Annotated in this window: 27 protein-coding genes; 23 read left to right on the top strand and 4 right to left on the bottom strand. The window is 55.5% G+C overall.

Annotated features, from left to right (window positions below):
• Nucleotides 1–49: 49 nt before the first annotated feature.
• The 15 genes from OEZ10_05090 (at nucleotide 50) to trpC (ending at nucleotide 12,739) form a co-directional block, all read left to right on the top strand.
• Nucleotides 50–352, top strand: a complete 303-nt coding sequence (locus OEZ10_05090) for a cytochrome c (protein MDH5632355.1) — start codon at nucleotides 50–52, stop codon at nucleotides 350–352.
• Nucleotides 349–1,524, top strand: a complete 1,176-nt coding sequence (locus OEZ10_05095; protein MDH5632356.1) for a protein nirF — start codon at nucleotides 349–351, stop codon at nucleotides 1,522–1,524. The genes OEZ10_05090 and OEZ10_05095 overlap by 4 nt, the downstream gene beginning before the upstream one ends.
• A gap of 20 nt (nucleotides 1,525–1,544) precedes the next feature.
• Nucleotides 1,545–2,057: an Lrp/AsnC family transcriptional regulator gene (locus OEZ10_05100; protein MDH5632357.1), complete on the top strand. Its 513-nt coding sequence runs from the start codon at nucleotides 1,545–1,547 to the stop codon at nucleotides 2,055–2,057.
• On the top strand, nucleotides 2,054–2,578 hold the full coding sequence (locus tag OEZ10_05105) for an AsnC family transcriptional regulator (protein MDH5632358.1): 525 nt from the start codon (nucleotides 2,054–2,056) through the stop codon (nucleotides 2,576–2,578). The genes OEZ10_05100 and OEZ10_05105 overlap by 4 nt, the downstream gene beginning before the upstream one ends.
• Nucleotides 2,571–3,014, top strand: coding sequence for an Lrp/AsnC family transcriptional regulator (locus OEZ10_05110; GenBank protein MDH5632359.1), 444 nt, complete (start codon nucleotides 2,571–2,573; stop codon nucleotides 3,012–3,014). The genes OEZ10_05105 and OEZ10_05110 overlap by 8 nt, the downstream gene beginning before the upstream one ends.
• 51 nt (nucleotides 3,015–3,065) lie before the next feature.
• Nucleotides 3,066–3,560, top strand: a complete 495-nt coding sequence (locus tag OEZ10_05115) for an Lrp/AsnC family transcriptional regulator (GenBank protein MDH5632360.1) — start codon at nucleotides 3,066–3,068, stop codon at nucleotides 3,558–3,560.
• A gap of 10 nt (nucleotides 3,561–3,570) precedes the next feature.
• Entirely contained in the window at nucleotides 3,571–4,770 is a 1,200-nt protein-coding gene (gene nirJ / locus OEZ10_05120; GenBank protein ID MDH5632361.1) for a heme d1 biosynthesis radical SAM protein NirJ, read from the top strand.
• 31 nt (nucleotides 4,771–4,801) lie between these two features.
• Entirely contained in the window at nucleotides 4,802–6,367 is a 1,566-nt protein-coding gene (locus tag OEZ10_05125) for a nitrite reductase (GenBank protein MDH5632362.1), read from the top strand.
• 52 nt (nucleotides 6,368–6,419) lie between these two features.
• Nucleotides 6,420–7,118: a hypothetical protein gene (locus OEZ10_05130; GenBank protein MDH5632363.1), complete on the top strand. Its 699-nt coding sequence runs from the start codon at nucleotides 6,420–6,422 to the stop codon at nucleotides 7,116–7,118.
• A gap of 131 nt (nucleotides 7,119–7,249) precedes the next feature.
• Nucleotides 7,250–7,942: a ribulose-phosphate 3-epimerase gene (gene rpe / locus OEZ10_05135; protein ID MDH5632364.1), complete on the top strand. Its 693-nt coding sequence runs from the start codon at nucleotides 7,250–7,252 to the stop codon at nucleotides 7,940–7,942.
• Nucleotides 7,943–7,960: 18 nt separating this feature from the next.
• Nucleotides 7,961–8,653, top strand: coding sequence for a phosphoglycolate phosphatase (locus OEZ10_05140; GenBank protein ID MDH5632365.1), 693 nt, complete (start codon nucleotides 7,961–7,963; stop codon nucleotides 8,651–8,653).
• A 160-nt stretch (nucleotides 8,654–8,813) separates the two neighbouring features.
• Nucleotides 8,814–10,289, top strand: coding sequence for an anthranilate synthase component I (trpE, locus tag OEZ10_05145; GenBank protein MDH5632366.1), 1,476 nt, complete (start codon nucleotides 8,814–8,816; stop codon nucleotides 10,287–10,289).
• 10 nt (nucleotides 10,290–10,299) lie between these two features.
• Nucleotides 10,300–10,863 carry an aminodeoxychorismate/anthranilate synthase component II gene (locus tag OEZ10_05150; protein ID MDH5632367.1) on the top strand — a complete coding sequence of 188 codons (564 nt, stop codon included), beginning with the start codon at nucleotides 10,300–10,302 and terminating at the stop codon, nucleotides 10,861–10,863.
• 15 nt (nucleotides 10,864–10,878) lie between these two features.
• On the top strand, nucleotides 10,879–11,901 hold the full coding sequence (gene trpD / locus OEZ10_05155; protein ID MDH5632368.1) for an anthranilate phosphoribosyltransferase: 1,023 nt from the start codon (nucleotides 10,879–10,881) through the stop codon (nucleotides 11,899–11,901).
• 40 nt (nucleotides 11,902–11,941) lie between these two features.
• Nucleotides 11,942–12,739, top strand: coding sequence for an indole-3-glycerol phosphate synthase TrpC (trpC, locus tag OEZ10_05160; GenBank protein MDH5632369.1), 798 nt, complete (start codon nucleotides 11,942–11,944; stop codon nucleotides 12,737–12,739).
• Between the two features lie 291 nt (nucleotides 12,740–13,030).
• On the opposite strand, the gene crp is transcribed toward trpC, so the two are convergent.
• Nucleotides 13,031–13,657, bottom strand: a complete 627-nt coding sequence (gene crp / locus OEZ10_05165; protein ID MDH5632370.1) for a cAMP-activated global transcriptional regulator CRP — start codon at nucleotides 13,655–13,657, stop codon at nucleotides 13,031–13,033.
• A gap of 189 nt (nucleotides 13,658–13,846) precedes the next feature.
• Here crp and OEZ10_05170 point away from each other — a divergent pair, with 189 nt between their 5' ends.
• From OEZ10_05170 to OEZ10_05205, 8 genes are all read left to right on the top strand, one after another.
• Nucleotides 13,847–14,272 carry an OsmC family protein gene (locus tag OEZ10_05170; GenBank protein ID MDH5632371.1) on the top strand — a complete coding sequence of 142 codons (426 nt, stop codon included), beginning with the start codon at nucleotides 13,847–13,849 and terminating at the stop codon, nucleotides 14,270–14,272.
• A gap of 112 nt (nucleotides 14,273–14,384) precedes the next feature.
• Entirely contained in the window at nucleotides 14,385–14,651 is a 267-nt protein-coding gene (locus OEZ10_05175; GenBank protein ID MDH5632372.1) for a phosphopantetheine-binding protein, read from the top strand.
• A 10-nt stretch (nucleotides 14,652–14,661) separates the two neighbouring features.
• On the top strand, nucleotides 14,662–15,321 hold the full coding sequence (locus OEZ10_05180; GenBank protein ID MDH5632373.1) for a hypothetical protein: 660 nt from the start codon (nucleotides 14,662–14,664) through the stop codon (nucleotides 15,319–15,321).
• Between the two features lie 5 nt (nucleotides 15,322–15,326).
• Complete coding sequence (locus OEZ10_05185) at nucleotides 15,327–16,673, top strand: AMP-binding protein (protein MDH5632374.1); 1,347 nt, start codon at nucleotides 15,327–15,329, stop codon at nucleotides 16,671–16,673.
• A gap of 2 nt (nucleotides 16,674–16,675) precedes the next feature.
• The gene (locus OEZ10_05190; protein ID MDH5632375.1) at nucleotides 16,676–17,632 is read left to right on the top strand and encodes a dialkylresorcinol condensing enzyme; all 957 of its coding nucleotides are present in this window, start codon (nucleotides 16,676–16,678) and stop codon (nucleotides 17,630–17,632) included.
• A gap of 64 nt (nucleotides 17,633–17,696) precedes the next feature.
• Nucleotides 17,697–18,851: a beta-ketoacyl-ACP synthase III gene (locus OEZ10_05195; GenBank protein MDH5632376.1), complete on the top strand. Its 1,155-nt coding sequence runs from the start codon at nucleotides 17,697–17,699 to the stop codon at nucleotides 18,849–18,851.
• 21 nt (nucleotides 18,852–18,872) lie between these two features.
• Entirely contained in the window at nucleotides 18,873–19,286 is a 414-nt protein-coding gene (locus OEZ10_05200; protein MDH5632377.1) for a hypothetical protein, read from the top strand.
• Nucleotides 19,287–19,291: 5 nt separating this feature from the next.
• Nucleotides 19,292–20,317, top strand: a complete 1,026-nt coding sequence (locus OEZ10_05205; GenBank protein MDH5632378.1) for a BtrH N-terminal domain-containing protein — start codon at nucleotides 19,292–19,294, stop codon at nucleotides 20,315–20,317.
• A 17-nt stretch (nucleotides 20,318–20,334) separates the two neighbouring features.
• Here the strand turns inward: OEZ10_05205 and OEZ10_05210 are convergent, their stop codons facing one another.
• The 3 genes from OEZ10_05210 to OEZ10_05220 form a co-directional block, all read right to left on the bottom strand.
• A complete protein-coding gene (locus tag OEZ10_05210; GenBank protein ID MDH5632379.1) occupies nucleotides 20,335–21,933 on the bottom strand; it encodes a diguanylate cyclase in 1,599 nt (532 codons plus the stop codon).
• Nucleotides 21,934–22,002: 69 nt separating this feature from the next.
• Nucleotides 22,003–22,953 carry a hypothetical protein gene (locus OEZ10_05215; GenBank protein ID MDH5632380.1) on the bottom strand — a complete coding sequence of 317 codons (951 nt, stop codon included), beginning with the start codon at nucleotides 22,951–22,953 and terminating at the stop codon, nucleotides 22,003–22,005.
• Nucleotides 22,946–24,100, bottom strand: coding sequence for a hypothetical protein (locus tag OEZ10_05220; GenBank protein MDH5632381.1), 1,155 nt, complete (start codon nucleotides 24,098–24,100; stop codon nucleotides 22,946–22,948). Before OEZ10_05220 ends, OEZ10_05215 begins: the two co-directional genes overlap by 8 nt.
• Nucleotide 24,101: the final 1 nt, after the last annotated feature.

Genomic DNA, 24,101 nt, shown 5'->3' on the forward strand with positions numbered 1-24,101 from the left:
ATCCTCTTTTGCCGCAACCTTTGCCGGTTTTGCTGTTGCGTTCCCGCTGTTGTTGCCGGTTGCCGTATCCGGCTCTGATCTCGCTGCTGCAACTGCAGTGCCCCAAAGCCGCCAGCAGGAACTTCGCCATCTTCTTTTGCATGATTGTGGCTCCTGTCATGGTATGACCCTTAAGGGCGGCCTGGGCCCGGCTTTGTTACCGGAGACTCTCCGGGGAAAATCAGTCGAATTTCTTGTTTACACCATACTCGAGGGACGCAGCAACACTGCCATGCCGCCGTGGCGCGGCCAGTTGACAGAGGCTGACGCCAGGTGGCTCGCCGTAACCCTGCGCGAAGGCATAAAGCCATGAAGCTTGCCTCCCACGCCAGCGCAGTATTGGTAATCACGCTGCTGTCTGCATGCGCCATGCCGCTGCGTGGTACCGGCGACCTTGGCGTTGTCATTGAGCGTGCCAATGGCAGTCTGGCCATTGTTGAAACCACGACCCGTACTCGCCTTGGCCAGGTCAACGGTCTCGGTGACCTGTCTCATGCTTCTGTTGTCTATTCTCGTGACGGCCGCTATGCCTTTGTCTTTGGTCGAGACGGCGGCTTGAGCCGGGTAGATGTACTGCGCCAGCGTATCGACAAGCGCATTATTCAGTCGGGCAACAGTATTGGCGGTGCCATTTCCCAGGATGGTCGACTGGTAGCGGTATCCAATTACACGCCTGGAGGGGTGCGCGTTTTTCGCAGTGATACCCTTGAGCCGGTTGCCGATATACCGGCGAGTTATGGCAACAATGGCAAGTCATCAAAGGTGGTGGGATTGGCCGATGTTCCCGGAGGTGGATTCGTCTTTAGCCTGTTTGATGCCGGTGAGATATGGCTGCTTAATTTTGACGGGCAATACAACCCGATGTTAACGAAATTTAAACATGTCGGACAACAACCCTATGATGCCCTGATTACGCCGGATGGTCGCTATTATATCGCCGGCCTGTTTGGTGAGGACGGCATGGCCATGCTGGACCTGTGGTACCCGGACAAGGGTGTGCGCCGGATCTTGCACGACTACGGTCGTGGTGACAAAAAGCTGCCCGTATACAAGATGCCGCACCTTGAAGGCTGGGCCATGGCCGGTGACTACATATTCGTACCGGCGATAGGGCATCACCAGGTGCTGGTTATCGACAGGCAATCATGGAAGGTTGTCAGGAGAATTGATGTCCAGGGTCAACCCGTGTTTGTGATGGCTCGACCGGATTCACGGCAGGTATGGGTGAATTTTGCCCACCCGGATAACTCGGTAGTTCAGATTATTGACGTGGCCTCGATGGCACTTATCAAGACGCTGACGCCAGGCAAGGCGGTTCTGCACATGGAGTTTACGCCACGGGGCGAACATGTGTGGGTATCAGTTCGTGATGATGACAAGGTTGTTGTCTATGACACGGCCAGTTTCAGACAGTTGGCGCTGGTGCCGGTCGCCAAACCCAGTGGCATTTTCTTTTCCAGTCGTGCCGGCAAGATCGGGCTATAGCCGTGCAACGGGATCAATCCATGAACAACACGATTCTGTCCGAACTTGAAAAACACCTGCTGAACGACTACCAGCACGGCTTTCCACTCACTGCTACGCCCTATGCCGACATCGCTGCACAGCTGGGCGTATCGGAAGCCGAAGTATTGCAGGCACTCGAGACGTTGACCGAAGCCGGTGTTGTCAGCCGCGTGGGCGCGGTATTTGCGCCAAACCATGTGGGTGTCAGTACGTTGGCCGCCATGTCAGTACCTGCCGAACTGGTAGATGAAGTCGCTGGTTTGATAAACAGCTATCGGGCGGTAAATCACAATTATGAGCGCGAGCACGCGTTTAATATCTGGTTCGTGGCCACGGCGCCGGACCAGGCCAGCCTGGATGCAACTCTGGCAGACATTGAAAGACGCAGTGGCTACGCCGTGATGTCGCTACCCATGGTCGAGGATTACCATATTGATCTTGGTTTCCCGCTGCAGTGGGGGCACGGGCTGATTGAAGACTATGACGTCAATGGCGGCGGAGGCAGGCGATGAAAAAATTGACTGATCAGGATCGCGCATTGATCGAGGCCATTCAGAAGGGGCTGCCCCTGGTCAGCCACCCCTATGCCGAGATTGGCGAGCAACTGGGATTGACCGAGCAGGAGGTGATCCAGCGCCTGCAATCCCTGACCGGGATTGGCGCCATACGACGCATGGGTGTGGTGGTTCGTCATCGCAAGCTGGGTTATCGCGCCAATGCCATGGTGGTGTGGGATGTGCCGGATGCGCGTATCCGTGACCTTGGCCGCTGTTTCGGCCAGTTCGAGTTTGTTACCCTTTGTTACCAGCGCCCAAGGCGTTTGCCGCATTGGCGTTACAACCTTTTTTGCATGATTCATGGCCGTGATCGTGAAGCGGTACTGGCTAACCTTGACCGGCTGAAGACCGCCTGTGGCGCCGATGCGATTCCGCATGATGTTTTGTTCAGCAGTCGCTGTTTCAAGCAGCGTGGCGCGCTGTATGTTCATGGCGGTCAGTCGTCTGAGCCCGACACGAGGCTGAATTATGGATAGCGTGGACCGGGATATCATCAACGGCCTGCAGGGCGGTTTTCCCGTGTGCGAGCACCCATTCAGGGAAACGGCAGCCCGGTTTGGAATCGAGGAGGCTGAACTGATCAGCCGAATCCAGCAGCTTCAGCAGGAGGGATTTATCAGCCGGTTCGGACCGATGTACCATGCCGAGCGACTGGGTGGCGGCCTGACTCTGGCGGCCATGGCAATAGCTGAACGCGACTTCGGACGAGTCACGCGCATCGTCAATGCCTACCCGGAAGTGGCGCATAACTACCGGCGTGAACACGAATTCAATATGTGGTTTGTACTGGCTACGGAATCACCGGCGCGTATCGACAGCGTGATCAGGGAGATCGAACGGCAGACCGGGTACCTGGTATACAACATGCCAAAGCTGGAGGAGTTTTTCATCGGACTGAAGTTCGAGGTTTGATGTGTTATGGCGAGTGCAAGCGCAAAACCTGTTCCGAGACTTGATATCGTTATGAGCGAAGCAACCGTGTATCGTCCTGATGAAAAAGACCTGTTGATCATCGAGGCAACCCAGGGTGGTTTGCCGGTGTCACCGACGCCGTATCATGACATAGCTGAAGCCCTGGATATGGACCCGGAAGATGTGATGCAGCGTGTACGCACAATGCAGGAGCACGGCGTGATTCGGCGAATCGGTATTGTGCCCAATCATTACAAGCTCGGTTATACGGCCAACGGCATGTCTGTTTGGGATGTTGATGACCGGCATATACGCGAACTGGGGCGAAAGATAGGCAGGCTGGATTTTGTCAGTCATTGTTATCATCGACCGCGACATTTGCCGGAATGGCCGTATAACCTGTTTGCCATGGTGCATGGCAGGAACCGTGATGAAGTGTTCAGCAAGGTCAAGACTATTGCTGATATGCTGGGTGATGCCAGGCGTGAATACCAGGTATTGTTCAGTACCGAGATTCTGAAAAAGACCGGATTGAGATTAAGCTGAGGAGATCGCAATGTTCCGTATAACCCGATACATGCAGGAGCTGGTCTCGCCGACACCACTGCTGCCGGCACGGCAACCGGCCGGGCCGGTAGTGATATGGAACCTGATCCGGCGTTGCAATCTCAGCTGCAAGCATTGTTACTCCATTTCCGCGCCGAAGGATTTCCCCGGTGAACTGAATACGGACGAGGTGTACACGGTAATGGATGACCTGCGCCAGTTCCGCGTACCGGTGCTGATTCTGTCCGGCGGTGAACCATTATTGCGACCCGATATTTTCGATATATCCCGGCGCGCCAAAAACATGGGGTTTTATGTCGGCCTGTCCACCAATGGCACGCTGATTGATGAATCCAATATTCAGCAGATTGCCGACATGGGCTATGACTATGTGGGCATCAGCATAGACGGTATTCGTGAAACCCATGACCGGTTTCGCCATCTTGACGGCGCGTACGAGGCATCGATGCGCGCGATTCGCCTGTGCCGCGATCACGGCATCAAGATCGGCATGCGCTTTACATTGACCCAGGACAATGCGCACGAGTTACCGGAATTGCTGAACATCATGGAACAGGAAGGTGTGGACAAGTTTTACCTGTCGCACCTGAACTATGCCGGTCGTGGCAACATCAACCGCAAAACCGATGTTGTGCACCAGATGACACGTAACGCCATGGACCTGTTGTTCGATACCTGCCTGCGCTTCATCAACGAGGGCCGTCCGCGTGAATTTGTTACCGGCAACAATGATGCCGACGGCGTTTACCTGCTCAAGTGGGCGGCATCACGCTTCCCGGACCGCCTGGATCACTTGCATGCCTTGCTTGCCCAATGGGGCGGCAATGCCAGTGGTGTCAATATTGCCAATATTGATAACCTTGGTGTTGTTCATCCTGATACCTTCTGGTGGGATTATCCCCTGGGTAACGTCAAGGATCGTCCGTTCTCCGAAATCTGGCAGGACGTATCCGATCCGTTAATGGCTGGCCTGAAACAAAAGCCTCGACCATTGAAAGGACGGTGTTCGGCCTGTCATTATATGGATATCTGTGGCGGCAATACCCGCGTGCGCGCCTGGCAGCTGACACAGGATCCCTGGCAAGAGGACCCGGCGTGCTACCTGTTTGACGAAGAACTGGGCATTGAAACGGTTGAAGGCCAGGAGCGACTCAAGGCGACGCCATTCAAATGGCATGCTCGGGGCTGAATTCGAACATAACAAGAACCGGAAATACATCATGCGTTACGGGTTACTGGTTGCATTACTGGTCAGTGTTCCCCGGGTCCTGGCTTCTGCGGAAGCCGGCAATCCGGGCACTGCCGACGTTGCCAAACTGTACACAACTCATTGTGCATCCTGTCATGGCACTGATCGCCTGGGCTCCATGGGGCCGGCGCTGCTACCGGAAAATCTTGGTCGACTGAAAAAGCCCATGGCCGAGCAGGTTGTTGCCAAGGGGCGCGCGGCAACACAAATGCCGGGCTTTGCCGACAAGCTCAAACCGGGGCAAATCACTTCGCTGGTGGATTATGTCTATTCGCCCCTGGCCAGTGTGCCGGACTGGGGCATGAAAGAGATCAAGGCCAGTCATGTACGCCATTACGATGTGAACAAGCTGTCTTCATCCATGACCTACAAGGCCGACCCGCTGAACCTGTTTATTGTTGTTGAACTGGGTGATCACCATGCCACGGTGCTGGATGGCGACAAGCTGGAACCGATTCATCGTTTTGCCACGCGCTTTGCCCTGCATGGCGGACCCAAGTATTCACCGGATGGCCGGTTTGTCTATTTTGCCTCGCGCGACGGCTGGATCAGCAAGTTCGACATGTACAACCTGAAGACCGTTGCCGAAGTGCGTGCCGGTATCAATACCCGCAATCTTGCCGTGTCCGGTGATGGCCGTTACGCCATGGTGGCCAATTACCTGCCGCATACACTGGTGGTGCTGGATACCGAAACGTTACAACCCATTAGCGTCATCCCGGTCAGGAACGAGCAGGGCAAGAGTTCGCGTGTCAGTGCCGTGTATACGGCATCACCAAGAGAAAGTTTTGTTGCCGCGCTTAAGGACATCCCGGAAGTCTGGGAAATCAGTTATTCGGACAATCCCGAGCCGGTGTACAAGGGCCTGGTGCATGACTACCGCTACAAGGAAGGCCTCGCAGACGAGAGCCGGTTCCCGGTTCGCAGTATCCCGCTGGAAGATTACCTCGATGACTTCTTTTTCGATCAGTCCTACACGCACCTGATGGGCGCGGCGCGCAACGGCAAGAATGGCCAGGTGGTTAACATGAATATCCGGCGCAAGATTGCTGATCTTGATTTGACCGGCCTGCCGCACCTGGGTTCAGGAATTACCTGGGACTACAAGGGCAAGCCGGTGCTGGCGACGCCCAACCTGAAAAAGAATGAAATCAGCATCATTGATATGAAGACCTGGAAAACCATCAAGCGCATCGAAACGCAGGGCCCGGGATTTTTCATGCGCAGTCATGAAAACACAGATTACGCCTGGGCCGATGTGTTTTTCGGTCCCAACAAGGATGTCGTGCATATCATCGACAAGCGCACGCTCGAGATCGTCAAGACGCTGCGACCAGAGCCGGGCAAAACCGCGGCTCACGTGGAGTTTGATCGTCACGGGCGTTACGCCTTATTAAGCATATGGGACGATGACGGCGCGCTGGTGATTTATGACAGCCAGAGCCTGAAAGAGCTGAAGCGCATTCCCATGAAAAAGCCGTCCGGCAAGTACAACGTCTATAACAAGACACGGCTGTCGTCCGGAACCAGTCACTGACGGGGATCGACTTTACTAGACCCGGTTCCGGCAGCGGTTTATGCTCCGGCCCATGTCAGAATTGAGTCAGCTAGATTTATCCCGCCTGCGCCAGTACCGCACCCACCTGTTTTACGAAGGCAGCAGTACCCGTCCGGAAGTGGCCTTGATCGAGTACCAGGGTGAAAAAGCCGTGCTCAAGGACTTCAATGCCGGTCACGGCGGCTTTGGTTTCCTGTTCGGGCCATTACTCATCTGGCGCGAGGTCCGCGCCCTGCGATACCTGGAAGGCGTTCCGGGTATCCCGAGACTGCTGTCCCGGCCCAATCGCCGGGCGGTATTGATGCAGCACATTGACGGACGCACCGCCAAGGCCGTGCCCAAGGGTGAGTTGGGCGCCGACTTTTTTGTGCGTATGACCGAGCGGATTAATGCCATGCATGATCGTGGCGTGGTGCACTGTGACCTGCGCAGTGGCGGTAACACTATAATAGATAATGATGGAAACCCGTATTTTATCGATTTTGTCTCGCACCTGCGCCGCGGTGGTCGCTGGAATCCCGTCGGTCGCTGGGTATTTCGCCAGTTTGAAATTGCCGATCACATTGCCATTATCCGGCTCAAGCGCCGGCTGGCGCCGGGACTGCTGACCGAGGCGGACCAGGCGCTGCTGGATCTGGACAAAAACCATCCCATTGCCCGTAGTGCCCGCTTTGTCGGCCACGGTATTCGCCGGGTATTGCAGTTGATTCTGGGCAAACCCCGACTTTAAGGGTTTTTTCCCGGCCCGTTGGGGCTGCAAAGCCCGGAATGTTCGGGTAAAGTCCGCGTTCACATTTTTTTGGCCGCGCCACGGCAGTGCCGGTTTGGGCGCGAAAACTGACATTTTAGGAAGGCAAGCTCATGGCTGATTTCAAGATTGCACCGTCTATTCTTTCCGCGGATTTCGCCCGCCTGGGTGAGGAAGTGGACAACGTCATCAAGTCCGGTGCCGATATTGTGCACTTTGATGTCATGGACAATCACTACGTGCCCAACCTGACTATTGGCCCGCTGGTGTGCGAAGCCCTGCGCAAGCATGGCGTAACGGCCGAGATCGATGTGCACCTGATGGTGAAGCCGGTGGATCGTATTATCCCGGATTTTGCCAAGGCCGGTGCCAGCTACATTACATTCCACCCGGAAGCCTCCGAGCATGTCGATCGCTCGCTGCAACTGATTCGTGAATTGGGCTGCAAGTCCGGCCTGGTATTCAACCCGGCGACACCGCTGGACGTACTGAAGTACGTCATCGACAAGGTCGACATGGTGCTGCTCATGTCGGTTAACCCCGGCTTTGGCGGCCAGTCCTTCATTCCTTCAGCGCTGGACAAGCTGCGCGAGGCACGCAAGATCATCGACGACTCCGGTCGCGATATTCGCCTGGAAATTGATGGCGGCGTCAAAGTGGACAATATTCGTGAAATCGCTGAAGCCGGTGCGGACACCTTTGTTGCCGGTTCCGCCATCTTCGGCGCCAAGAATGACTCCGATGCCAATGTCTACGACACGGTGATCAAGGCCATGCGAGACGAGCTGGCCAAGTCTGGCAAGTAACCGGAGTACCAGGGAGCCATGATCAACAAACCGGAAATGATCCTGATCGACGTGGATGGCACGCTGGTGGACAGCGTGCCTGATCTTGCTTATTGCGTCGATGAGATGATGAAAGCCGTGGGTCGCCCGGAACATGGCGAGGCTGCAGTACGCAACTGGGTAGGCAACGGCGTTGAGCGACTGGTACGGCGGGCCCTGGTCGGGCAGCTGGATGGCGAGCCGGATGATGCTGACTTCGACGAGGCCTACCCGATATTTCTCGACCTGTATGCGGAAAATACCAGCAAGCGCAGCTGCCTGTACCCGGGCGTGAAAGAGGCGCTGGACTATATGAAGGGCGAAAGTTATCAGCTTGGCTGTGTAACCAACAAGGCGGCACAGTTTACCGAGCCGTTACTGGCCGACCTGGGCGTGAAGGATTATTTTGGAATTCTGGTTTGCGGTGATACGCTGATGAAGAAGAAGCCGGACCCGCTGCCGCTGCTGCATTCGGCCCGGCATTTTGGTGCGGCGCCGGAGCGCAGTCTCATGATTGGTGACTCCATCAGCGACGTCAAGGCGGCCCGGGCAGCCGGTTTCCAGATTGTGTGCATGAGCTATGGCTACAACCACGGCGTTGATATCCGCGAGGCTGAACCTGATGCGGTCATGGACTCCATGATCGAGATCCGGGAGTTGCTGGAAAATGCGCAAGAACTGAAAGCCGGGTAAGATAGCTGGCAGAATGTCACGTTGACAGGATCATTCCAAAAGCATCACCAGGAAAGAATATGAAACAACAACACATGGAATTGCTGAAAGGTCGATGGCGGGGTTGGTAGTTACCGTTTCGGTTTTGTGTTGTTGTCAGAAATTATAATGGTGATCATTCATGGACAAATTACGTTTTCAGGCGCTGGCCGCCGAGGGCTATAACCGCATTCCGCTCATGCGCGAGGTGCTGGCCGACCTCGATACACCCTTAAGTACCTATATCAAGCTGGCCAAGGGGCCATATTCCTATCTTTTTGAGTCAGTCCAGGGCGGCGAGAAATGGGGGCGTTACTCCATTATCGGACTGCCTTGCCGTACCGTGCTCAGTGTTCGCGGTTTTGATATCGAGATATCGCGTGACGGCAACGTGATTGAACGCGAAACCGTTACCGATCCGCTGCGTTATATTCGTGACTTCAGGCAACGTTACCGTATGCCCGAGATTGACGACTTGCCGCGATTCACCGGCGGACTGGTTGGCTACTTTGCCTATGAGACTGTTCGCTACATTGAGCCGCGCCTGCGTACCGAGCGCAAACCGGACACCATTGATTCGGCAGATATCATGTTAATGGTATCGGATGAAGTAGTGGTGTTCGATAATCTCGCCGGCAAGCTTTATATCGTTATTCATGTCAACCCTGAAATTGATGATGCCTATGACCGCGCCAATGCGCGACTTGATGAACTGGCAGCACGCCTGCATGGCCCGCTCCCGGATTCGGGCAACGACCATGAACCAGGCAGCGTAAATGAAGACGATTTTGCATCCGGTTTTCCCGAGCAGAAATTCATGACCGCGGTCGAGCGTGCCAAGAAGTACATTCATGACGGCGATATCATGCAGGTAGTGCTGTCACAACGCATGTCGATCCCGTTTGCAGCGCCACCGCTGGATCTGTATCGCGCGTTGCGCAGCCTGAATCCTTCGCCGTACATGTACTTCATGGATATTGGCAACAGCCATATTGTCGGTTCATCGCCGGAAATCCTGGCTCGCCTGGAAGATGGCGAGGTTACGGTTCGGCCCATAGCCGGGACACGCCGGCGCGGCCATACGGAGGCCGAGGACAAGGCCATGGAAGTCGAGCTGCTTGCCGATCCCAAGGAGCGCGCCGAGCACATCATGCTGATGGACCTGGGTCGTAACGATATTGGCCGTGTGGCAGAAATCGGTTCGGTAGAAGTGACTGACCAGATGGCCATCGAGCGCTATTCGCACGTGATGCATATCGTGTCCAATGTCACCGGCAAGCTGGAAGATGGCTATGACGCCATTGATGTATTGCGCGCAACATTCCCTGCCGGTACCGTCAGCGGCGCGCCCAAGGTAAGGGCAATGGAGATCATTGATGAGTTTGAACCGGCCCGGCGCGGCATTTATGCCGGCGCGGTCGGTTATATCGGCTGGAACGGCAACATGGATACCGCCATTGCCATACGCACCGCGGTGATCAAGGACGGCATGCTGTATATTCAGGCGGGCGCCGGCATAGTCGCCGACTCGCAGCCGCAGATGGAATGGAAGGAAACCATGAACAAGGGTCGGGCTATATTTCGTGCTGTCAGCCATGCTGTAGCCGGATTAAGGTAAGGGGATCGCCATGTTACTGATGATTGATAATTACGATTCCTTTACCTACAACCTGGTGCAGTACCTGGGTGAGCTGGGGCAGGATGTGCACGTTTATCGCAATGACCAGATCGGCATTGAGCGCATGGAACAGTTGAACCCGGATCATATCGTGATATCGCCGGGACCTTGTACGCCCAATGAAGCCGGCATCTCCGTTGCGGCGATCAGGCACTTTGCCGGCAAGGTACCGATACTCGGAGTGTGTCTCGGCCATCAGAGTATTGGCCAGGCATTCGGCGGCAAAATCATTCATGCCAGGCAAATCATGCACGGCAAGACGTCAATGATTCATCATGATGATCGCGGTGTATTCTTTGGGTTAAGCAACCCCTTCGAGGCGACTCGTTATCATTCACTGGTTATCGAGCGCGAAAGCCTGCCGGAGTGCCTGGAAATTTCAGCATGGACCGATGATGGTGAAATCATGGGTGTGCGTCACAAGCAACTGGCAGTGGAAGGTGTGCAATTTCACCCGGAATCAATACTGACCAGGCACGGCCACGACATGCTGCGCAATTTTGTTGGCAGCTAGGACAAGGGGGTAACAATGGATATGCAACAGGCAATCAAGGCGCTAACCGAACGTCGTGACCTTGGCAGTGATGACATGCGCGCGGTGATGCGCTTGATCATGACCGGCGAGGCAACACAGGCGCAGATCGGCGGCTTCCTGATTGGTTTGCGCATGAAGGGCGAAACCGTGGATGAAATTGCCGCTGCCGCAACGGTAATGCGCGAACTGGCCGCCCATGTTGGAGTTAGTGGACCTCACCTGGTGGATACCTGTGGTACCGGCGGTGATGGCGCCAGCACGTTTAATATTTCCACGGCGTCGGCATTTGTTGCTGCAGCGGCCGGCGCCCGGGTGGCCAAGCATGGCAATCGATCGATCTCATCGAAGTCGGGCAGTGCCGACGTACTGGAAGCGGCCGGGGTGAATCTCGAATTGACGCCGGAGCAGGTGGCGGAATGTGTGAACGAAATTGGCGTCGGGTTCATGTTTGCACCGAAACATCATGGCGCCATGAAACACGCTATTGGACCACGCCGGGAAATGGGTGTGCGTACCATCTTTAATGTGCTGGGCCCGTTGACCAATCCGGCCAATGCGCCAAACCAGGTGCTGGGCGTATTCAGCAAGGACCTGGTCGAGCCCATGGCGCAGGTGTTGCACAAGCTTGGCAGTGAACATGTTATGGTGGTGCACGCCGACGACGGCATGGATGAAATCAGCATTGTCGCACCGACGCATGTCGCCGAACTGAAGGATGGCAAGGTAAAGACGTACACGCTGAAACCGGAAGACCTGGATATTGCCGCCGGTGATATCAAGGCGCTGGCGGTTGATGGTGTTGAAGCAAGCCTGGCGCGGGTCAAGGCAGTACTGGAAAATGAAGCCGGGCCGTCGCGCGACATCGTTGCGCTGAATGCCGGCGCGGCCATTTACGTGGCAGGGTTGACAGACAGCCTGCAGGCAGGTGTCGACAAGGCATTGCAGGTTATTGCTGATGGTAGTGCCCGCAAAAAACTGGATCAACTGGTTGAATTGAGCAGCAGGCTCGGCCAGTAACAGCAGTCAGTAACAACAGATAGAGAGGCAGCTCGGTAAAGTGTCTGATACACCGGATATACTCAGAAAAATTCTTGCCCGCAAGCACGAAGAAGTTGCCGAGCGCAGCAGACAGGTTTCGCTGGCACAAATGATTGTGCATGCCGAGCAGGCACCAGCAGTACGCGGTTTTGTCGAGGCGCTGCAAAAGAAGATCGCCGCGGGCAACTCCGGCGTTATTGCCGAAATCAAGAAGGCGTCACCCAGCAAGGGCGTGTTGCGTGAAGATTTCAGGCCCGCCGAGATTGCCGACAGCTATGCAAAGAATGGCGCGGCCTGCCTGTCAGTGCTCACGGATATTGATTTTTTCCAGGGCGCGGACAGTTACCTGGTGCAGGCGCGTACTGCCTGTGACCTGCCGGTGTTGCGCAAGGAATTTATTGTTGATCCCTACCAGCTATATGAAGCGCGCGCCATGGGTGCTGATTGCATTCTGTTAATCGTAGCAGCCCTGGATGATGTCCAACTCGCGGAATTCAGCGAACTGGCATTGCGCCTGGACATGGATGTGCTTGTGGAAGCGCATGATGCCGGTGAGCTGGAGCGGGCGTTGCTTCTGAATCTGCCCATGATCGGTATCAATAACCGCAACCTGCATACTTTCGAAACCCGGCTTGATACCACCACGCAGTTGCTCGGTCGCATCCCCGGGCATGTACTGGTTGTTACCGAAAGCGGTATTCACAAGCCTGACGATGTGGCGTTCATGCGCGAGCATGGAGTCAATGCGTTTCTTGTTGGTGAGGCATTTATGCGCGCCGATGATCCGGGGGCGGAACTGGCCAGGTTATTCGAATAGCGTCGGCAACGCCGTCAGGCGCGTTTCTCCCAGTGAGCCATGCCCGGCATGGCTCGTTCAAAATTCCCAGGTATCGGATTGGCACCGAGGGCGATGGCGGGAAGATTTTGTATTCAGCAGGAGCAGGCCAGCCTGTTCTTTCACGGGAATCGTTAGTGCCTGGAATTCGTCTGCTGCGGTCGACAAGCGATTTGCTGACTACAGGCCCAGCCGAAGCCGGAATGGCCGGGTTGCCGTACACGCGAATATCAAACGCGGAGCCATCCCCCGATCTCGAGGCGGAACGCTCCTCTAGCGGGTGTTGTTGACCACGATATTGCGGCCATCAATCTGGACCAGGCCTTGGGTTTCCAGGTTCTTGAGTACCTTGCCGGCCATCTCTCGCGAGCAGTTAACCAGTTTGCCCAGCTCTTCACGAGAAATGCGTACCATCATGCCGTCCGGGTGGGTCATGGCTTCGGTATCCTTGGCCAGATCCAGCAATGCACGGGCCACGCGACCGGTGACATCAAGGAATGCAAGCTGTCCGAGTCGGCGACTGGTTTCCTTCAGGCGCTCGGCAGTCTGGCCACATAGTTGTGGCCACATGTCCGGTTCTTCCTTGCAGAACGCGCGGAAGCTGTCGTAATCAATGCTGGCTACCTCGGTTTCGGTGCGAGTCTTTACCCAGGCGGTACGGCCTTCGCCCTTGTCGAACAGGCCCAGTTCGCCAAAGTAGGTGCCAGGGCCCAGGTAAGCCAGGATCAGCTCATTACCATCATCATCTTCCATGTAAACCATGACCGAGCCTTCGGTAATGTAATAGAGTGACTTGGGTACTGCGCCAGCGCGAACAATGAATTCCTTGGCTTTGTAGCGGCGGCGAACCGATTGTGCCAGCAGTTTTTGTACTTCGGGGGTAAGTTTGGATTCTACAATTTTCGACACAACGTCTTCGTCCCTAGTCCGTGATTTTGTGCTAATTATCTAATTATATAGTGAAACGACACGTCATACCGCGGTATCGCCCGTGACGGTTCCTGACCGATTTTTTGTATTGCAGGCGGCGACTTCGCCTTTGAAGTATTCGGTAATATACTCCGCCTCCATTGTTAGTCGGGAGGCGCCATGAAAGCAAGTATTGAATGGACTGGAGACGCCGGTTTTATGGGAAAAACCGGCAGTGGCCACAGTGTGCAAATGGATGGGCCACCGGATCATGGTGGCAAGAACCTGGGACCTAGGCCTATGGAAATGCTGTTGCTGGGCCTGGGCGGCTGCGCCGCGTTCGATGTGACGCTAATATTGCGCCGTGGTCGACAGGAGATTATGGCTTGTCGCGCTGAAATTGAGGCCGAGCGCGCCGAGGAGGATCCAAAAGTTTTTACCCGTATCCACATGCATTTTGTGATCGAAGGTCGAGACGTGGACCCGAAACGGGTGGAGCGGGCTATTTCCCTGTCTGCAGAAAAATATTGCTCTGCCTCCATCATGCTGGCCAAAACCGCTACCATCAGCCATGATTTTGAGATTGTCGAGCTTTCAGGGCGATAATTTCTGATGGGGTCGGGCAGATGGCTGTGGTAAAGTCAGCCCCGCTGGAGACCTTGGCCGAAGGCCGGAATCAGCGTGGCAGTATGGTTGTATTGAAGCAGGTGAGTGATAGATGAGCGAAAAAACCCAGTTGGAAATAGAAGTGGCAGAGCTGATTATTGAAGCGCTGAACCTTGAAGACATTACCGTGGATGATATCGAGCCTGAAGCTGCCCTGTTCCGCGAGGGCTTGGGCCTGGATTCGATCGATGCCCTGGAGCTGTCCATGGCAGTATCACAAAAATACGGTTTCAAGATTGATTCGGATAATAAGGAAAACGCGGCTATTTTTTCCTCGTTGCGAGCCTTGAGCAAGCATATCGAGGAAAACCGGCAATAACCGGGAAACCATGCGTGCTGGCGTGCTGGTTATCACCACGATTGCCGGATTGTTGCTGTATCCACTGGCAACCCATTTTTTAATCCTGATTAACGCCGAACATTTTGCTTTAATCGGGCTTATGGGGCTGAGTGCGCTGGCCGTGACCTGGCGCTGGTGGAAGCAAAAGAGCATTGCTTTGGGAGGCGTGGAGTTGTATCTCATCGTTCTGATTGTGGGGACGATCAATCTGTTTACCCTGTCCGCGCAGGCCTTGTCTGTGCCGTTCGTCGTCGTCAATTTCATGCTGGCGATTTTTGTGCTGCGCTCTCTGGAGCCGGCCAGGGTGCCGGTATTTGAGCGAATAGTGCGGTTGGCGCATGGCGAGAATCTGCCTGCCCGGGTTTGTCGCCTGGCCCGGTTGTTCACCCGTATCTGGGGCTGGTATTTCATGTTGGTTGCAGCGGTGTCATTAACGTTGGCGCTGGTGGCGCCATTGGCGTGGTGGTCGTGGTTTTCCAATATCGGCTATTTTGTTGTCACTCCCCTGGTCGTGGGCGTCATGCATGTTTACCAGGTAACTGTGTTTCGTCGCCACGGTGTAGCCATGACCTGGCGCGAGCTGTTGCGAGTGGCAAAAACGCCGGTATCTGACCCACGTCACCCCCTGTCAGGATTCAGAAGGGGGTAGTTGTCATGAATTCATATTTGTCGGTGTTTGCACAAGGCGATAGCGCTAGCCCGGTTGCCTGGCGCGATGGCAGCAGGATCAGTCGCGGCGAGATGATCGCTCACGCCAGCGCGCTCGCCAAAATGTTGCCGGACAGTGGCTGGATGCTGAATCACTGCGAGGACAGGTACCTGTTTGCCATCGGCTTTTTTGCGGCGATGATGCGAGGCCAGGTGAGCCTGTTCCCGTCCAGCAAGGCGCCACAGGTGCTGGAACAATTAACGGTTGATTACCCGGGAGTGTATTGCCTCACCGATCAGGATGAGCATCCTGCTTCCATGGAGACCGTGTTGATTACCGAGCCGCCGTTGGCGCATCCGAACGGCGACTCGGATATTGCTTTTGCGTCGGATCAGTTGGCCGCCATTGCCTTTACTTCCGGCAGTACCGGCAAGCCCAAAACCTATCGGCGACACTGGGGCGCGTTCGTACGCGAGGCCGAGGTCGCTGGAAAAGCTCTGGCCCTGGACAGTCAGCGCGGTGGCCACGTTGTCGCAACGGTGCCATCGCAGCACATGTATGGCTTCATGACCGCTTTTATTATGCCGCTGAAGTGGGGTTACACCCTGGGTGCCGAGCGACCATTTTATCCGGAAAATATTCGTAAGGTGCTGGTCAGTCGGCCGACCCCGTCGGTACTGGTGACCACGCCGGTGCAGTTGCGCGCCTGCGTACTGGAAGATACCCGGTTACCGGCGACCGAGTTTATCCTGTCTTCGACAGCACCGTTGTCAGCCGATATGGCTGAAAAAGCCGAAACCGCTTTTTCAGCCACCGTGAAAGAGTTTTACGGCAGCACTGAAACCGGCGCCATTGCCGTCAGGCGCCAGGCGGATGGCCAGGTCTGGACGACATTTGATGATGTATCGGTCAATCCCGCAGATGACGGGTTCGAAGTGCATGGGCGATATTTTTACCAATCCCCCATGGTTCTCGGTGATTCTGTCGAATTGCTGGATGACAGGCAATTCCGCCTGTTTGGCCGTAACGCCGACCTGGTTAAGGTCGCGGGCAAGCGAATTTCTATTGGCGATCTCAATCAGAAACTGCTGTCCGTTGATGGCGTTGAGGACGGCGCATTTTTTCTGCCTGATATCGGCGCAGACGGCCGCGAGCCGCGCCTGACAGCTTTTGTCGTGGCGCCGGGTCTGGGACGCGAGCAGTTGATGACCGCGCTGCGCGATAAAATTGACGCGGTATTTCTGCCGCGACCGCTGCATATGGTCAGCAGCCTGCCGCGTAACGATACCGGCAAATTGCCCAGACAGAATCTTGTGCGGTTACATGAACAGCAAATCGCAGAGGCGGGGTAACAATGCCGAGAATCCTGGTACTGCATTATTCCCAGACGGGGCAATTAACCGAGGGTATCCGCCAGATGATGGCGCCCCTGGAGGCCCGGGATGATGTCGAAGTGGTCTGGCAGGAACTGGTGCCTGAGCAGGCGTCGCCATTCCCTTGGCCGTTGATGACCTTTTTTGACACATTTCCGGAGTGTGTTTACATGGATGCGCCACCGAACCGGCCGGTGGCATTTGATCCGGATAGCCGCTTTGACCTGGTAATCCTGGCCTACCAGGTGTGGTTCCTGTCGCCATCGTTGCCAATCAGCGCATTTCTGAATTCACCGGAAGCCAGGGTGCTTCGTGATAAGCCGGTCATGACTTTTATCGCCTGCCGTAATATGTGGCTGTCGGCACAGCAAAAAATGGCGCGCAAGTTATCGGAACTTGGCGCCCATTTGATTGATAATGTCGTATTGATTGACCGGGGGCCAGCATGGTCTACCTTTATCACCACACCGGTATGGATGCTGACGGGAAACAAGGGACCCCTGTGGGGTATTTTCCCCAAGGCCGGGGTCTCGGAACGTGAACTTGAGGCCGCGAAACGTTTCGGTAAAGCTCTCGCTGACGGACTGCCTCTGCTACAATCGGTGCCACCGGTGCCCCTGCTGACAGGATTGGAGGCGGTGAAGGTAAATCCCCGGTATATTGCCGGAGAGAAAATCGCCCACCGCAGTTTTCAGATCTGGGGGCGTTTGCTGAGGCATTTGGGCAAACCGGGAAGCCGCTTGCGTCGGTCTGTCCTGGTGATTTATATCCTGTTTTTGATCCTGATGATCTTGACGGTAATGCCCTTAGGTATGATAGTGCGGGCCCTGCTTCGCCCGCTGATGCGAAAACGCCTGGATGACCAGGTGCGCAGGCTGGAGCAGCCTTCGGGTTCTTCCGGAGAACGGATGGCGCAGTATGCGTCGGATTTGAAGTAGACTCGGGTGGCGCGAGACCTGGTCAGCGCAGATTATTTAGCACGTTAAAGGTAGTAGAGTGGTAATGCAGCTTCGGGACGTTTACATCACAGATTTGGCCATTTTTCTGCCCAATGACCCGGTCGATAACGATTCCATTGAATCTGTTCTTGGCATGGTTGCCGGCAAACCGTCGCGTTCGCGCAAGATCGTGTTGCGTAACAATGGCATCAAGCGTCGTTTTTATGCCATTGACCCAAATACCCTGAAGTTGACCCATACCAATGCGCAATTGGCTGCCGAGGCCGTGCGCAAACTGATTGACAAGGCCGGCATTGAGGCCGCAGATATTGAATGCCTGGCCTGCGGCACATCCAGCAGCGACCAGGTTGTCCCGGGTCATGCCAGCATGGTGCATGGCGAGTTGGCCAACCCGCCTTGTGAAATCGTATCCACCGCCGGAATCTGCAGCGCCGGGGTGACGTCGCTGAAATACGCCGCCATGGATGTTATGACCGGCCAGGCCAGGAAAACAGTGGCCACGGGTTCCGAGCTGGCATCCAAGCATTTACGCGGCACCAGCCTGGAATCAGAAATTGAAGCACGTATTGACGCGCTTGAAAAACGCCCGGAAATTGCATTCGAAAAAGATTTTCTGCGCTGGATGTTGTCTGACGGCGCCGGCGCGGCGCTGCTCTCCGATACACCGAATCCCGATCGGTTGTCGCTGAAAATTGAATGGATTGATGGCTATTCGTATGCCAACGAATTGCCTGCGTGTATGTACAGTGGCGCTATCAAGCTGGAAGATGGCAGCCTCGAAGGCTGGTGTGTGCCGGAAAACCAGCGTGATATTGTCGACAAGGGTTACATGCCATTGAAGCAGGATGCGCGCCTGCTGGATGAACACATTATGCCGATTTCCGGCCGGGCACTGGCAGGCCTGGTCAAGCGCCACAACCTGGACCTGGATGATGTCACCTGGTACCTGCCGCATTATTCGTCAGAATACTTCCGTTCCAGGCTGCATGATCAAATGGTGGCCCATGGCGTAGCTATTGAGTACGACCGCTGGTTCACCAACCTGCCTCAAATCGGCAATATCGGGTCCGCCTCCATTTACGCAATCATGGAAGAGCTGATGTACTCGGGCAAGCTCAACAAGGGCGATACGCTGTTATGCTATATCCCTGAAAGCGGACGCTTCTCGATTTACTATATGCTGTTGACCGTGGTCTGATCTCATGCGCAATATAGGCGCATGAAGAAGTCGGACGTCCCTCAGAAAGAGAATTCCATGCTGCACGGCCATCGCCGTGCCTGCTATGCCGTCGATGATGATGGTCGATATACCATGGTGCCCAGCAAGGGCTGGGATGTGGAAGACATTGTCAATGGCCAGGCTGTTGACGCCATGGAGCACCATATTGAATCTGTCCGGCAGCAGGCGTTGGCCGGTGAAGTCAGTCCGTTGGCCTACCATATGGCCCGTTGTCATATGGATGTGGGCCTGCTGGCAGCCAACGCCGGGTTCTGGCGCTGGCAGGTAAAGCGTCACTTGACGCCAGCAGGCTTCAGCAAGCTGGATGATGACAAACTTGCCCGTTATGCCCAGGCGTTGGGTCGTGATGTGGATCGCCTGAAAACCATTCCTGAACCGGAACCTGCGAAGTAATCGATATGCAAACCAGTACAGCGGCAGTGGCCCCGGAAAATTTCGAGCACCGACATGCAGCTCATTGCGAGTCCGGAACAGTGGCGACACTGCTTCGTAGTCGCGGGCTGGATCTCAGCGAACCGATGATATTCGGAATTGGTAGCGGACTGTTTTTCTTTTACATGCCCCTGATCAAAATGGGCGGTATGCCGTTGACAGCCTATCGTGATGCACCGCGAACCATTATCAAGCACATCAGCAAGCGCCTTGGTATCCGGTTCGAGAGCCACCGTTACAAGTCACCGGCACAGGGCAAGGTGGCGCTGGATGCCTTTCTCGCCAAGGGCATGTCTGTCGGAATCCAGGTCAACGTTTTCTGGCTACCCTATTTTCCACCGGAAATGCGTTTCCAGTACAACGGTCACAACATGGTGGCATACGGCAGGCAAGGCAACGATTACCTGATCAGTGACCCGGTCACAGATCATCCCGTGACCTGCGACAATGATTCATTGCAGCGTGCCCGGTTTGCCAAGGGCGCTTTTGCGCCCAAGGGTTTAATCTATTACCCGGTGCAGGTGCCGACAAATCCGGACATCAAGCCGGCTGTCATTGATGCCATCAACTACACCGCCAAACGTATGCTTGATATCCCGATGCCGTTTTTCGGCGTTCGCGGCATTCGCTGGCTGGCGAAGCTGATGGAGCGCTGGCCCCGGCGGCATGGCGAGAAGAAGGCCGCTGCCATGGTTGGCAACGTTGTTCGCATGCAGGAGGAGATTGGCACCGGCGGGGCAGGTTTCCGTTTCATGTACGCGGCCTTTCTGCAGGAAGCGGGTGAACTGCTGAATAATGACAAACTGAAACAGGCGTCGTCCATGCTTTCGGATGCGGGTGATCGTTGGCGCGAGTTTGCCCTGCAGGGTGCAATGTTATGCCAGGGTCGCAATTCGGGCGCGGATGCTTACCTTGGTCTCGCCGAGATCATGCGTGATTGCGCTGACCGCGAAGAAAAAGTTTACCAGTTGATGCGTGAAGCAGTGAGCTGATAAATGTGTCCGGCTGATCAGCCGGACACCAGCACCACCTGGTTTCTTCCCTGCTGCTTGGCCTTGTAGACGCCCTGGTCGGCACGCTCAAAAGCCTGTTCCGGTTCATCGCCTTTTACAAATTCACTGACACCGCAAGAAATGGTGATAGGGACGCGCGACCCATGATAGTGAAACTCGGTAAGTTCAATTTTTTTGCGAACAGCGTCGGCCGCGGTATACGCATTGCTGCCATCGGTGTTGGGCAGCAACACGACAAACTCCTCGCCACCAAAACGGGCAATGAAATCAGAGCTGCGCATGTGTTTTTTCAGTGAGCGCGCAATGAGCGCCAGTGTCTTGTCTCCGGCCTTGTGACCGTAGCTGTCATTGATCTTCTTGAAGAAATCGATATCAATAACTGCCAGTGACAGCGGCTGGCCATAACGCGACCAGCGGTCATACTCCTGTTGCATGCGTTCATTATAGGCAAGTCGGTTGGGTAGCTGTGTCAGTGCATCGGTATGCGATCGAGCGCGTTCCTGTTCAAGTTCCTGCCTCAATTTTCCGGCAATACTGTTGGCCTGGTCGAACTGTTGTTTCATGGAATGCAGTTCTGACAGGAGTTCGGCGTGACTCTTGAGGCCGCTGGTTCGGAACTGGCCCAGGTGTTCATGAATTATATTGATGCGCGTGCTCACCGACTGCTTGAGTCGATCAAGATCGTCGGCCTGGTCAAGATCATGACGCATACTCCTGATTTCTGCGGCCATGTTTCGATCAAACTGTTCGGCGCTGTTCTGAAGTTCGGCGCTGAGTTCGCTGGTTCGGCTGATGCCCTTGTCTATTTCCGCCAGTTCAATGTTCAGTCGGCGCAGGAATTCCCCGATCTCGGCCCTGTCCTTGTCAACAGACTTGCGCAAGTCGGACACCAGCCTGGCAATGGCTTTGAGTGCAGGTGATAAAGAAGCATCGCTGGCTGCCGACTCGATACGGTTGCGTAAAAGTTCGGCCTGCCTGTTCAGTGAGTCCGGCAGGTCCAGTTGCTCAAGTAATTGCATGAGCAGCTCTTTTGATGACGTGGTGCCAGTTGTTTCGACAGTGCCGACAGCTGTTGACGTCTCGGTTGGGTCGGCAGTCCTGGATTGGTCATGACCAAGCAACAGCTCGACAAACTCGTCAACGATTGATGTGGCCTGTTCGGCTGAAGCGCGGCTGCTACGGGCGCGCAACGCAGCGCTTGTGCGACTTTTGCCAAATTTGCGGTCATGGATGTCAGCGATGTGAACCAGCAGGCCGCTGACGATACGGTTGCTGTCCGCAGCGGAAGCTGGTTCGGTTTCCATTTTTCCGGAACCGGCGTTGCGACGCAATTCAATTTCCTTCAGGTTATCGGCAACTCTATCCAGTAACCGATCGATTTCCCCCAGTGACTCGGTGCGCTTGGCCAGGTTGCGCAATTTCTCAAGATGCTTGTCCAGTGCCGGATGCTGGCCCAGGGCGGCAACCGGCAGGCGCGACAGGCTGTTGCGCAAGGTGCTGGTAAGCTGTTCAACACGCCTTTCGTTGCTCTCGATTTCATCAAGCGCGGAATAGTATTTTTGTTTCCACTGATCTGGTCTGGATGTGTTCGTCACACGAGTGCCCCTGGCGCATGGCTGCTATGTCATCCAGAGTTTTCGGCAACAGGGTGGCCGAGCTTGAGCTTATGCCAGTGTATTTGCCAGGGTAATGGCCGAGTTGCCGATGGGATCGCGGTTGATGTGTACCAGCGTGGTGCCAGCGGCCGCGTTGTTGACGGCGTCAGCAATACCGAACGCTGCAGCCGTGTGATAGCAACCGCTGTATTGCACGTATGGCCTGACCTGGTAGCCGAGTTTCTCCAGATTGCTGATGGTCTCGGGGGTGATACGGAATCCTGGCAGAATCACCGGGTTATTGTATGGTTCCGGAATGGCCGGCAGAATGCTTTTCAGCCATTCATCGTTGCTTGCAGGATTGTTACCGGCAACAAATACCGGTGCTGATATGGTGGCGCGCGCGCCGGACGACTCCTGGCTCAGGTACAGCCAACCGCAGCCTTCGCCCAACACCTGGTCGTTACGAATCTGTATGCGTCTCAGCTGGTAATCAATATCCAGCGATCGCTCGTCCAGTCCGCCCGCGAATGCATGGGTATACCCGTCAGAGACGATGTCATCTATCGCCAGTTTCAATGCGTATTCAAATGAAAACTCATCCTGGCTGATGGTCAGGTTGCGCGTGCTGAGGCCGAGAATCTTGGCCACATAGAATGCGGCAATGTTGCTCGATGAGTTGATGAAATCAAAGGGTGACGCCATGCCATTGGCTGGCGGCATGACCTGCTCAAACAGGCCACGACACTTGTCCATTTCGCCAAGGCCGGTACCCACGTATATAGCGGCATTGTTGTCTACCGGCAGCCTCACCTGTTGCCGGCACGACATGATTCCAATGACCGCCATTTTTACGAGATGAGACGCCTGTCGCAGCGGGTCGCCAATCAGCTGTTTGACCCTGGCGGTGGCGTCAGCTTTTTCCGGTAAACCGGTTAACGCTTGCCGTGACGATGGGTCGGTATTCAGTGCCGGGTCTATAGCTGATGCGGCGTGAATATAAACTGTCGACTCAGTCATAACTGACCACCAGTGACGCGTAATTGCCGCCGAAACCAAAATAGTTCAGCAGGTAATGCCCTTGCCTGGCAGTTATTGCCTGGGCCAGCGGCGATACATCAAGCCTGGCGTCGTACTGGTCATAGCCCGCGGTAGCCGGCAAAAAGCCGGCCTGCAGGCAGCCTGCAAAACCGGTCAATTCAACAACGCCGCAGGCGCCCAGAGTGTGCCCGATGTAGCGCTTTATTACGGTGAAGTCCGGTATCTGGTGATGAAATACGCTGTGCATGGCAGCAGACTCGGCGGTGTCGTTGTCATTACTGCCGGTTCCGTGGGCCTTGATGCCGACAATATCGCTGGCACTGATATCCGCATCGTGCATGGCATTGGTCATGACGCGCGCCATGCTGCTGCCATCAGGACTGGCGCTGGTGACGTGGTGAATATCACACAGGTTGGCACCTCCGCGCAGGACCAGTTTGCTATTTATGGAATCCGCATCCAGCAATACGGCACCGTAGGCTTCGCCGAGTTGTAATCCGCGCCGCCGGGTATCAAATGGATGGCAGCCGTCCGGGTCCAGTAACATCATTGAATAAAATCCGCCCAGGGAAATGGCGCTGAAACCTTCTGCGCCGATGACAATGGCGCGCCTGACTTCACCGCGGGCGATCATGTCACGGGCAACGATCAACGCATTGGCGCTGGAGGAGCAGGCTGTATGGATGGCCAGTACCGGGCCGGTGACGCCAAACTCCCGCGCAATCGGGCCGGTGACATCTGCTGAACTGCCGGCTTTTCGTTTGCCGGGATCGCTGTAGATATCAAGATGCTTGCGGTACTCGGCTTCACCGACAAACAGGAAGCTGGTGGCACCGAAAATCATGGCACAGTCGGTAACAGCTTCGTCCGGGTTGAGGCCGGCCTGGACCAGCGCCTGGCGTACGCAGCTCTTTATTATGGCCAGTATGCTGTCGCGGCCTTCGCCAAAGCGCTGGCGATCAACCTGGTTGGTCTTGATGTTGGCGGCAAAACGAAGATCCAGCGCGGTGAGTGGCGAGATGCCGTCGCGCCCTTCGCGCATCGCATTAACGCAGGGTTCCAGCCCCTCGCCGAAACAGGAAACCATGCCCATGCCGGCAATCGGGATAGCTGCTGGACGGGTCATG

The sequence above is a fragment of the Gammaproteobacteria bacterium genome, from assembly GCA_029880545.1.
GTDB lineage: Bacteria > Pseudomonadota > Gammaproteobacteria > Acidiferrobacterales > SZUA-150 > JAOUOD01.

Excerpts from the sequence above, each read along its gene's own strand:
- OEZ10_05095 (MDH5632356.1), top strand. The coding sequence starts at position 349 with ATGAAGCTTGCCTCCCACGCCAGCGCAGTATTGGTAATCACGCTGCTG.
- OEZ10_05100 (MDH5632357.1), top strand. The coding sequence starts at position 1,545 with ATGAACAACACGATTCTGTCCGAACTTGAAAAACACCTGCTGAACGAC.
- OEZ10_05105 (MDH5632358.1), top strand. The coding sequence starts at position 2,054 with ATGAAAAAATTGACTGATCAGGATCGCGCATTGATCGAGGCCATTCAG.
- OEZ10_05110 (MDH5632359.1), top strand. The coding sequence starts at position 2,571 with ATGGATAGCGTGGACCGGGATATCATCAACGGCCTGCAGGGCGGTTTT.
- OEZ10_05115 (MDH5632360.1), top strand. The coding sequence starts at position 3,066 with ATGAGCGAAGCAACCGTGTATCGTCCTGATGAAAAAGACCTGTTGATC.
- nirJ (MDH5632361.1), top strand. The coding sequence starts at position 3,571 with ATGTTCCGTATAACCCGATACATGCAGGAGCTGGTCTCGCCGACACCA.
- OEZ10_05125 (MDH5632362.1), top strand. The coding sequence starts at position 4,802 with ATGCGTTACGGGTTACTGGTTGCATTACTGGTCAGTGTTCCCCGGGTC.
- OEZ10_05130 (MDH5632363.1), top strand. The coding sequence starts at position 6,420 with ATGTCAGAATTGAGTCAGCTAGATTTATCCCGCCTGCGCCAGTACCGC.
- rpe (MDH5632364.1), top strand. The coding sequence starts at position 7,250 with ATGGCTGATTTCAAGATTGCACCGTCTATTCTTTCCGCGGATTTCGCC.
- OEZ10_05140 (MDH5632365.1), top strand. The coding sequence starts at position 7,961 with ATGATCAACAAACCGGAAATGATCCTGATCGACGTGGATGGCACGCTG.
- trpE (MDH5632366.1), top strand. The coding sequence starts at position 8,814 with ATGGACAAATTACGTTTTCAGGCGCTGGCCGCCGAGGGCTATAACCGC.
- OEZ10_05150 (MDH5632367.1), top strand. The coding sequence starts at position 10,300 with ATGTTACTGATGATTGATAATTACGATTCCTTTACCTACAACCTGGTG.
- trpD (MDH5632368.1), top strand. The coding sequence starts at position 10,879 with ATGGATATGCAACAGGCAATCAAGGCGCTAACCGAACGTCGTGACCTT.
- OEZ10_05170 (MDH5632371.1), top strand. The coding sequence starts at position 13,847 with ATGAAAGCAAGTATTGAATGGACTGGAGACGCCGGTTTTATGGGAAAA.
- OEZ10_05175 (MDH5632372.1), top strand. The coding sequence starts at position 14,385 with ATGAGCGAAAAAACCCAGTTGGAAATAGAAGTGGCAGAGCTGATTATT.
- OEZ10_05180 (MDH5632373.1), top strand. The coding sequence starts at position 14,662 with ATGCGTGCTGGCGTGCTGGTTATCACCACGATTGCCGGATTGTTGCTG.
- OEZ10_05185 (MDH5632374.1), top strand. The coding sequence starts at position 15,327 with ATGAATTCATATTTGTCGGTGTTTGCACAAGGCGATAGCGCTAGCCCG.
- OEZ10_05190 (MDH5632375.1), top strand. The coding sequence starts at position 16,676 with ATGCCGAGAATCCTGGTACTGCATTATTCCCAGACGGGGCAATTAACC.
- OEZ10_05195 (MDH5632376.1), top strand. The coding sequence starts at position 17,697 with ATGCAGCTTCGGGACGTTTACATCACAGATTTGGCCATTTTTCTGCCC.
- OEZ10_05200 (MDH5632377.1), top strand. The coding sequence starts at position 18,873 with ATGAAGAAGTCGGACGTCCCTCAGAAAGAGAATTCCATGCTGCACGGC.
- OEZ10_05205 (MDH5632378.1), top strand. The coding sequence starts at position 19,292 with ATGCAAACCAGTACAGCGGCAGTGGCCCCGGAAAATTTCGAGCACCGA.
- OEZ10_05215 (MDH5632380.1), bottom strand. The coding sequence starts at position 22,953 with ATGACTGAGTCGACAGTTTATATTCACGCCGCATCAGCTATAGACCCG.
- OEZ10_05220 (MDH5632381.1), bottom strand. The coding sequence starts at position 24,100 with ATGACCCGTCCAGCAGCTATCCCGATTGCCGGCATGGGCATGGTTTCC.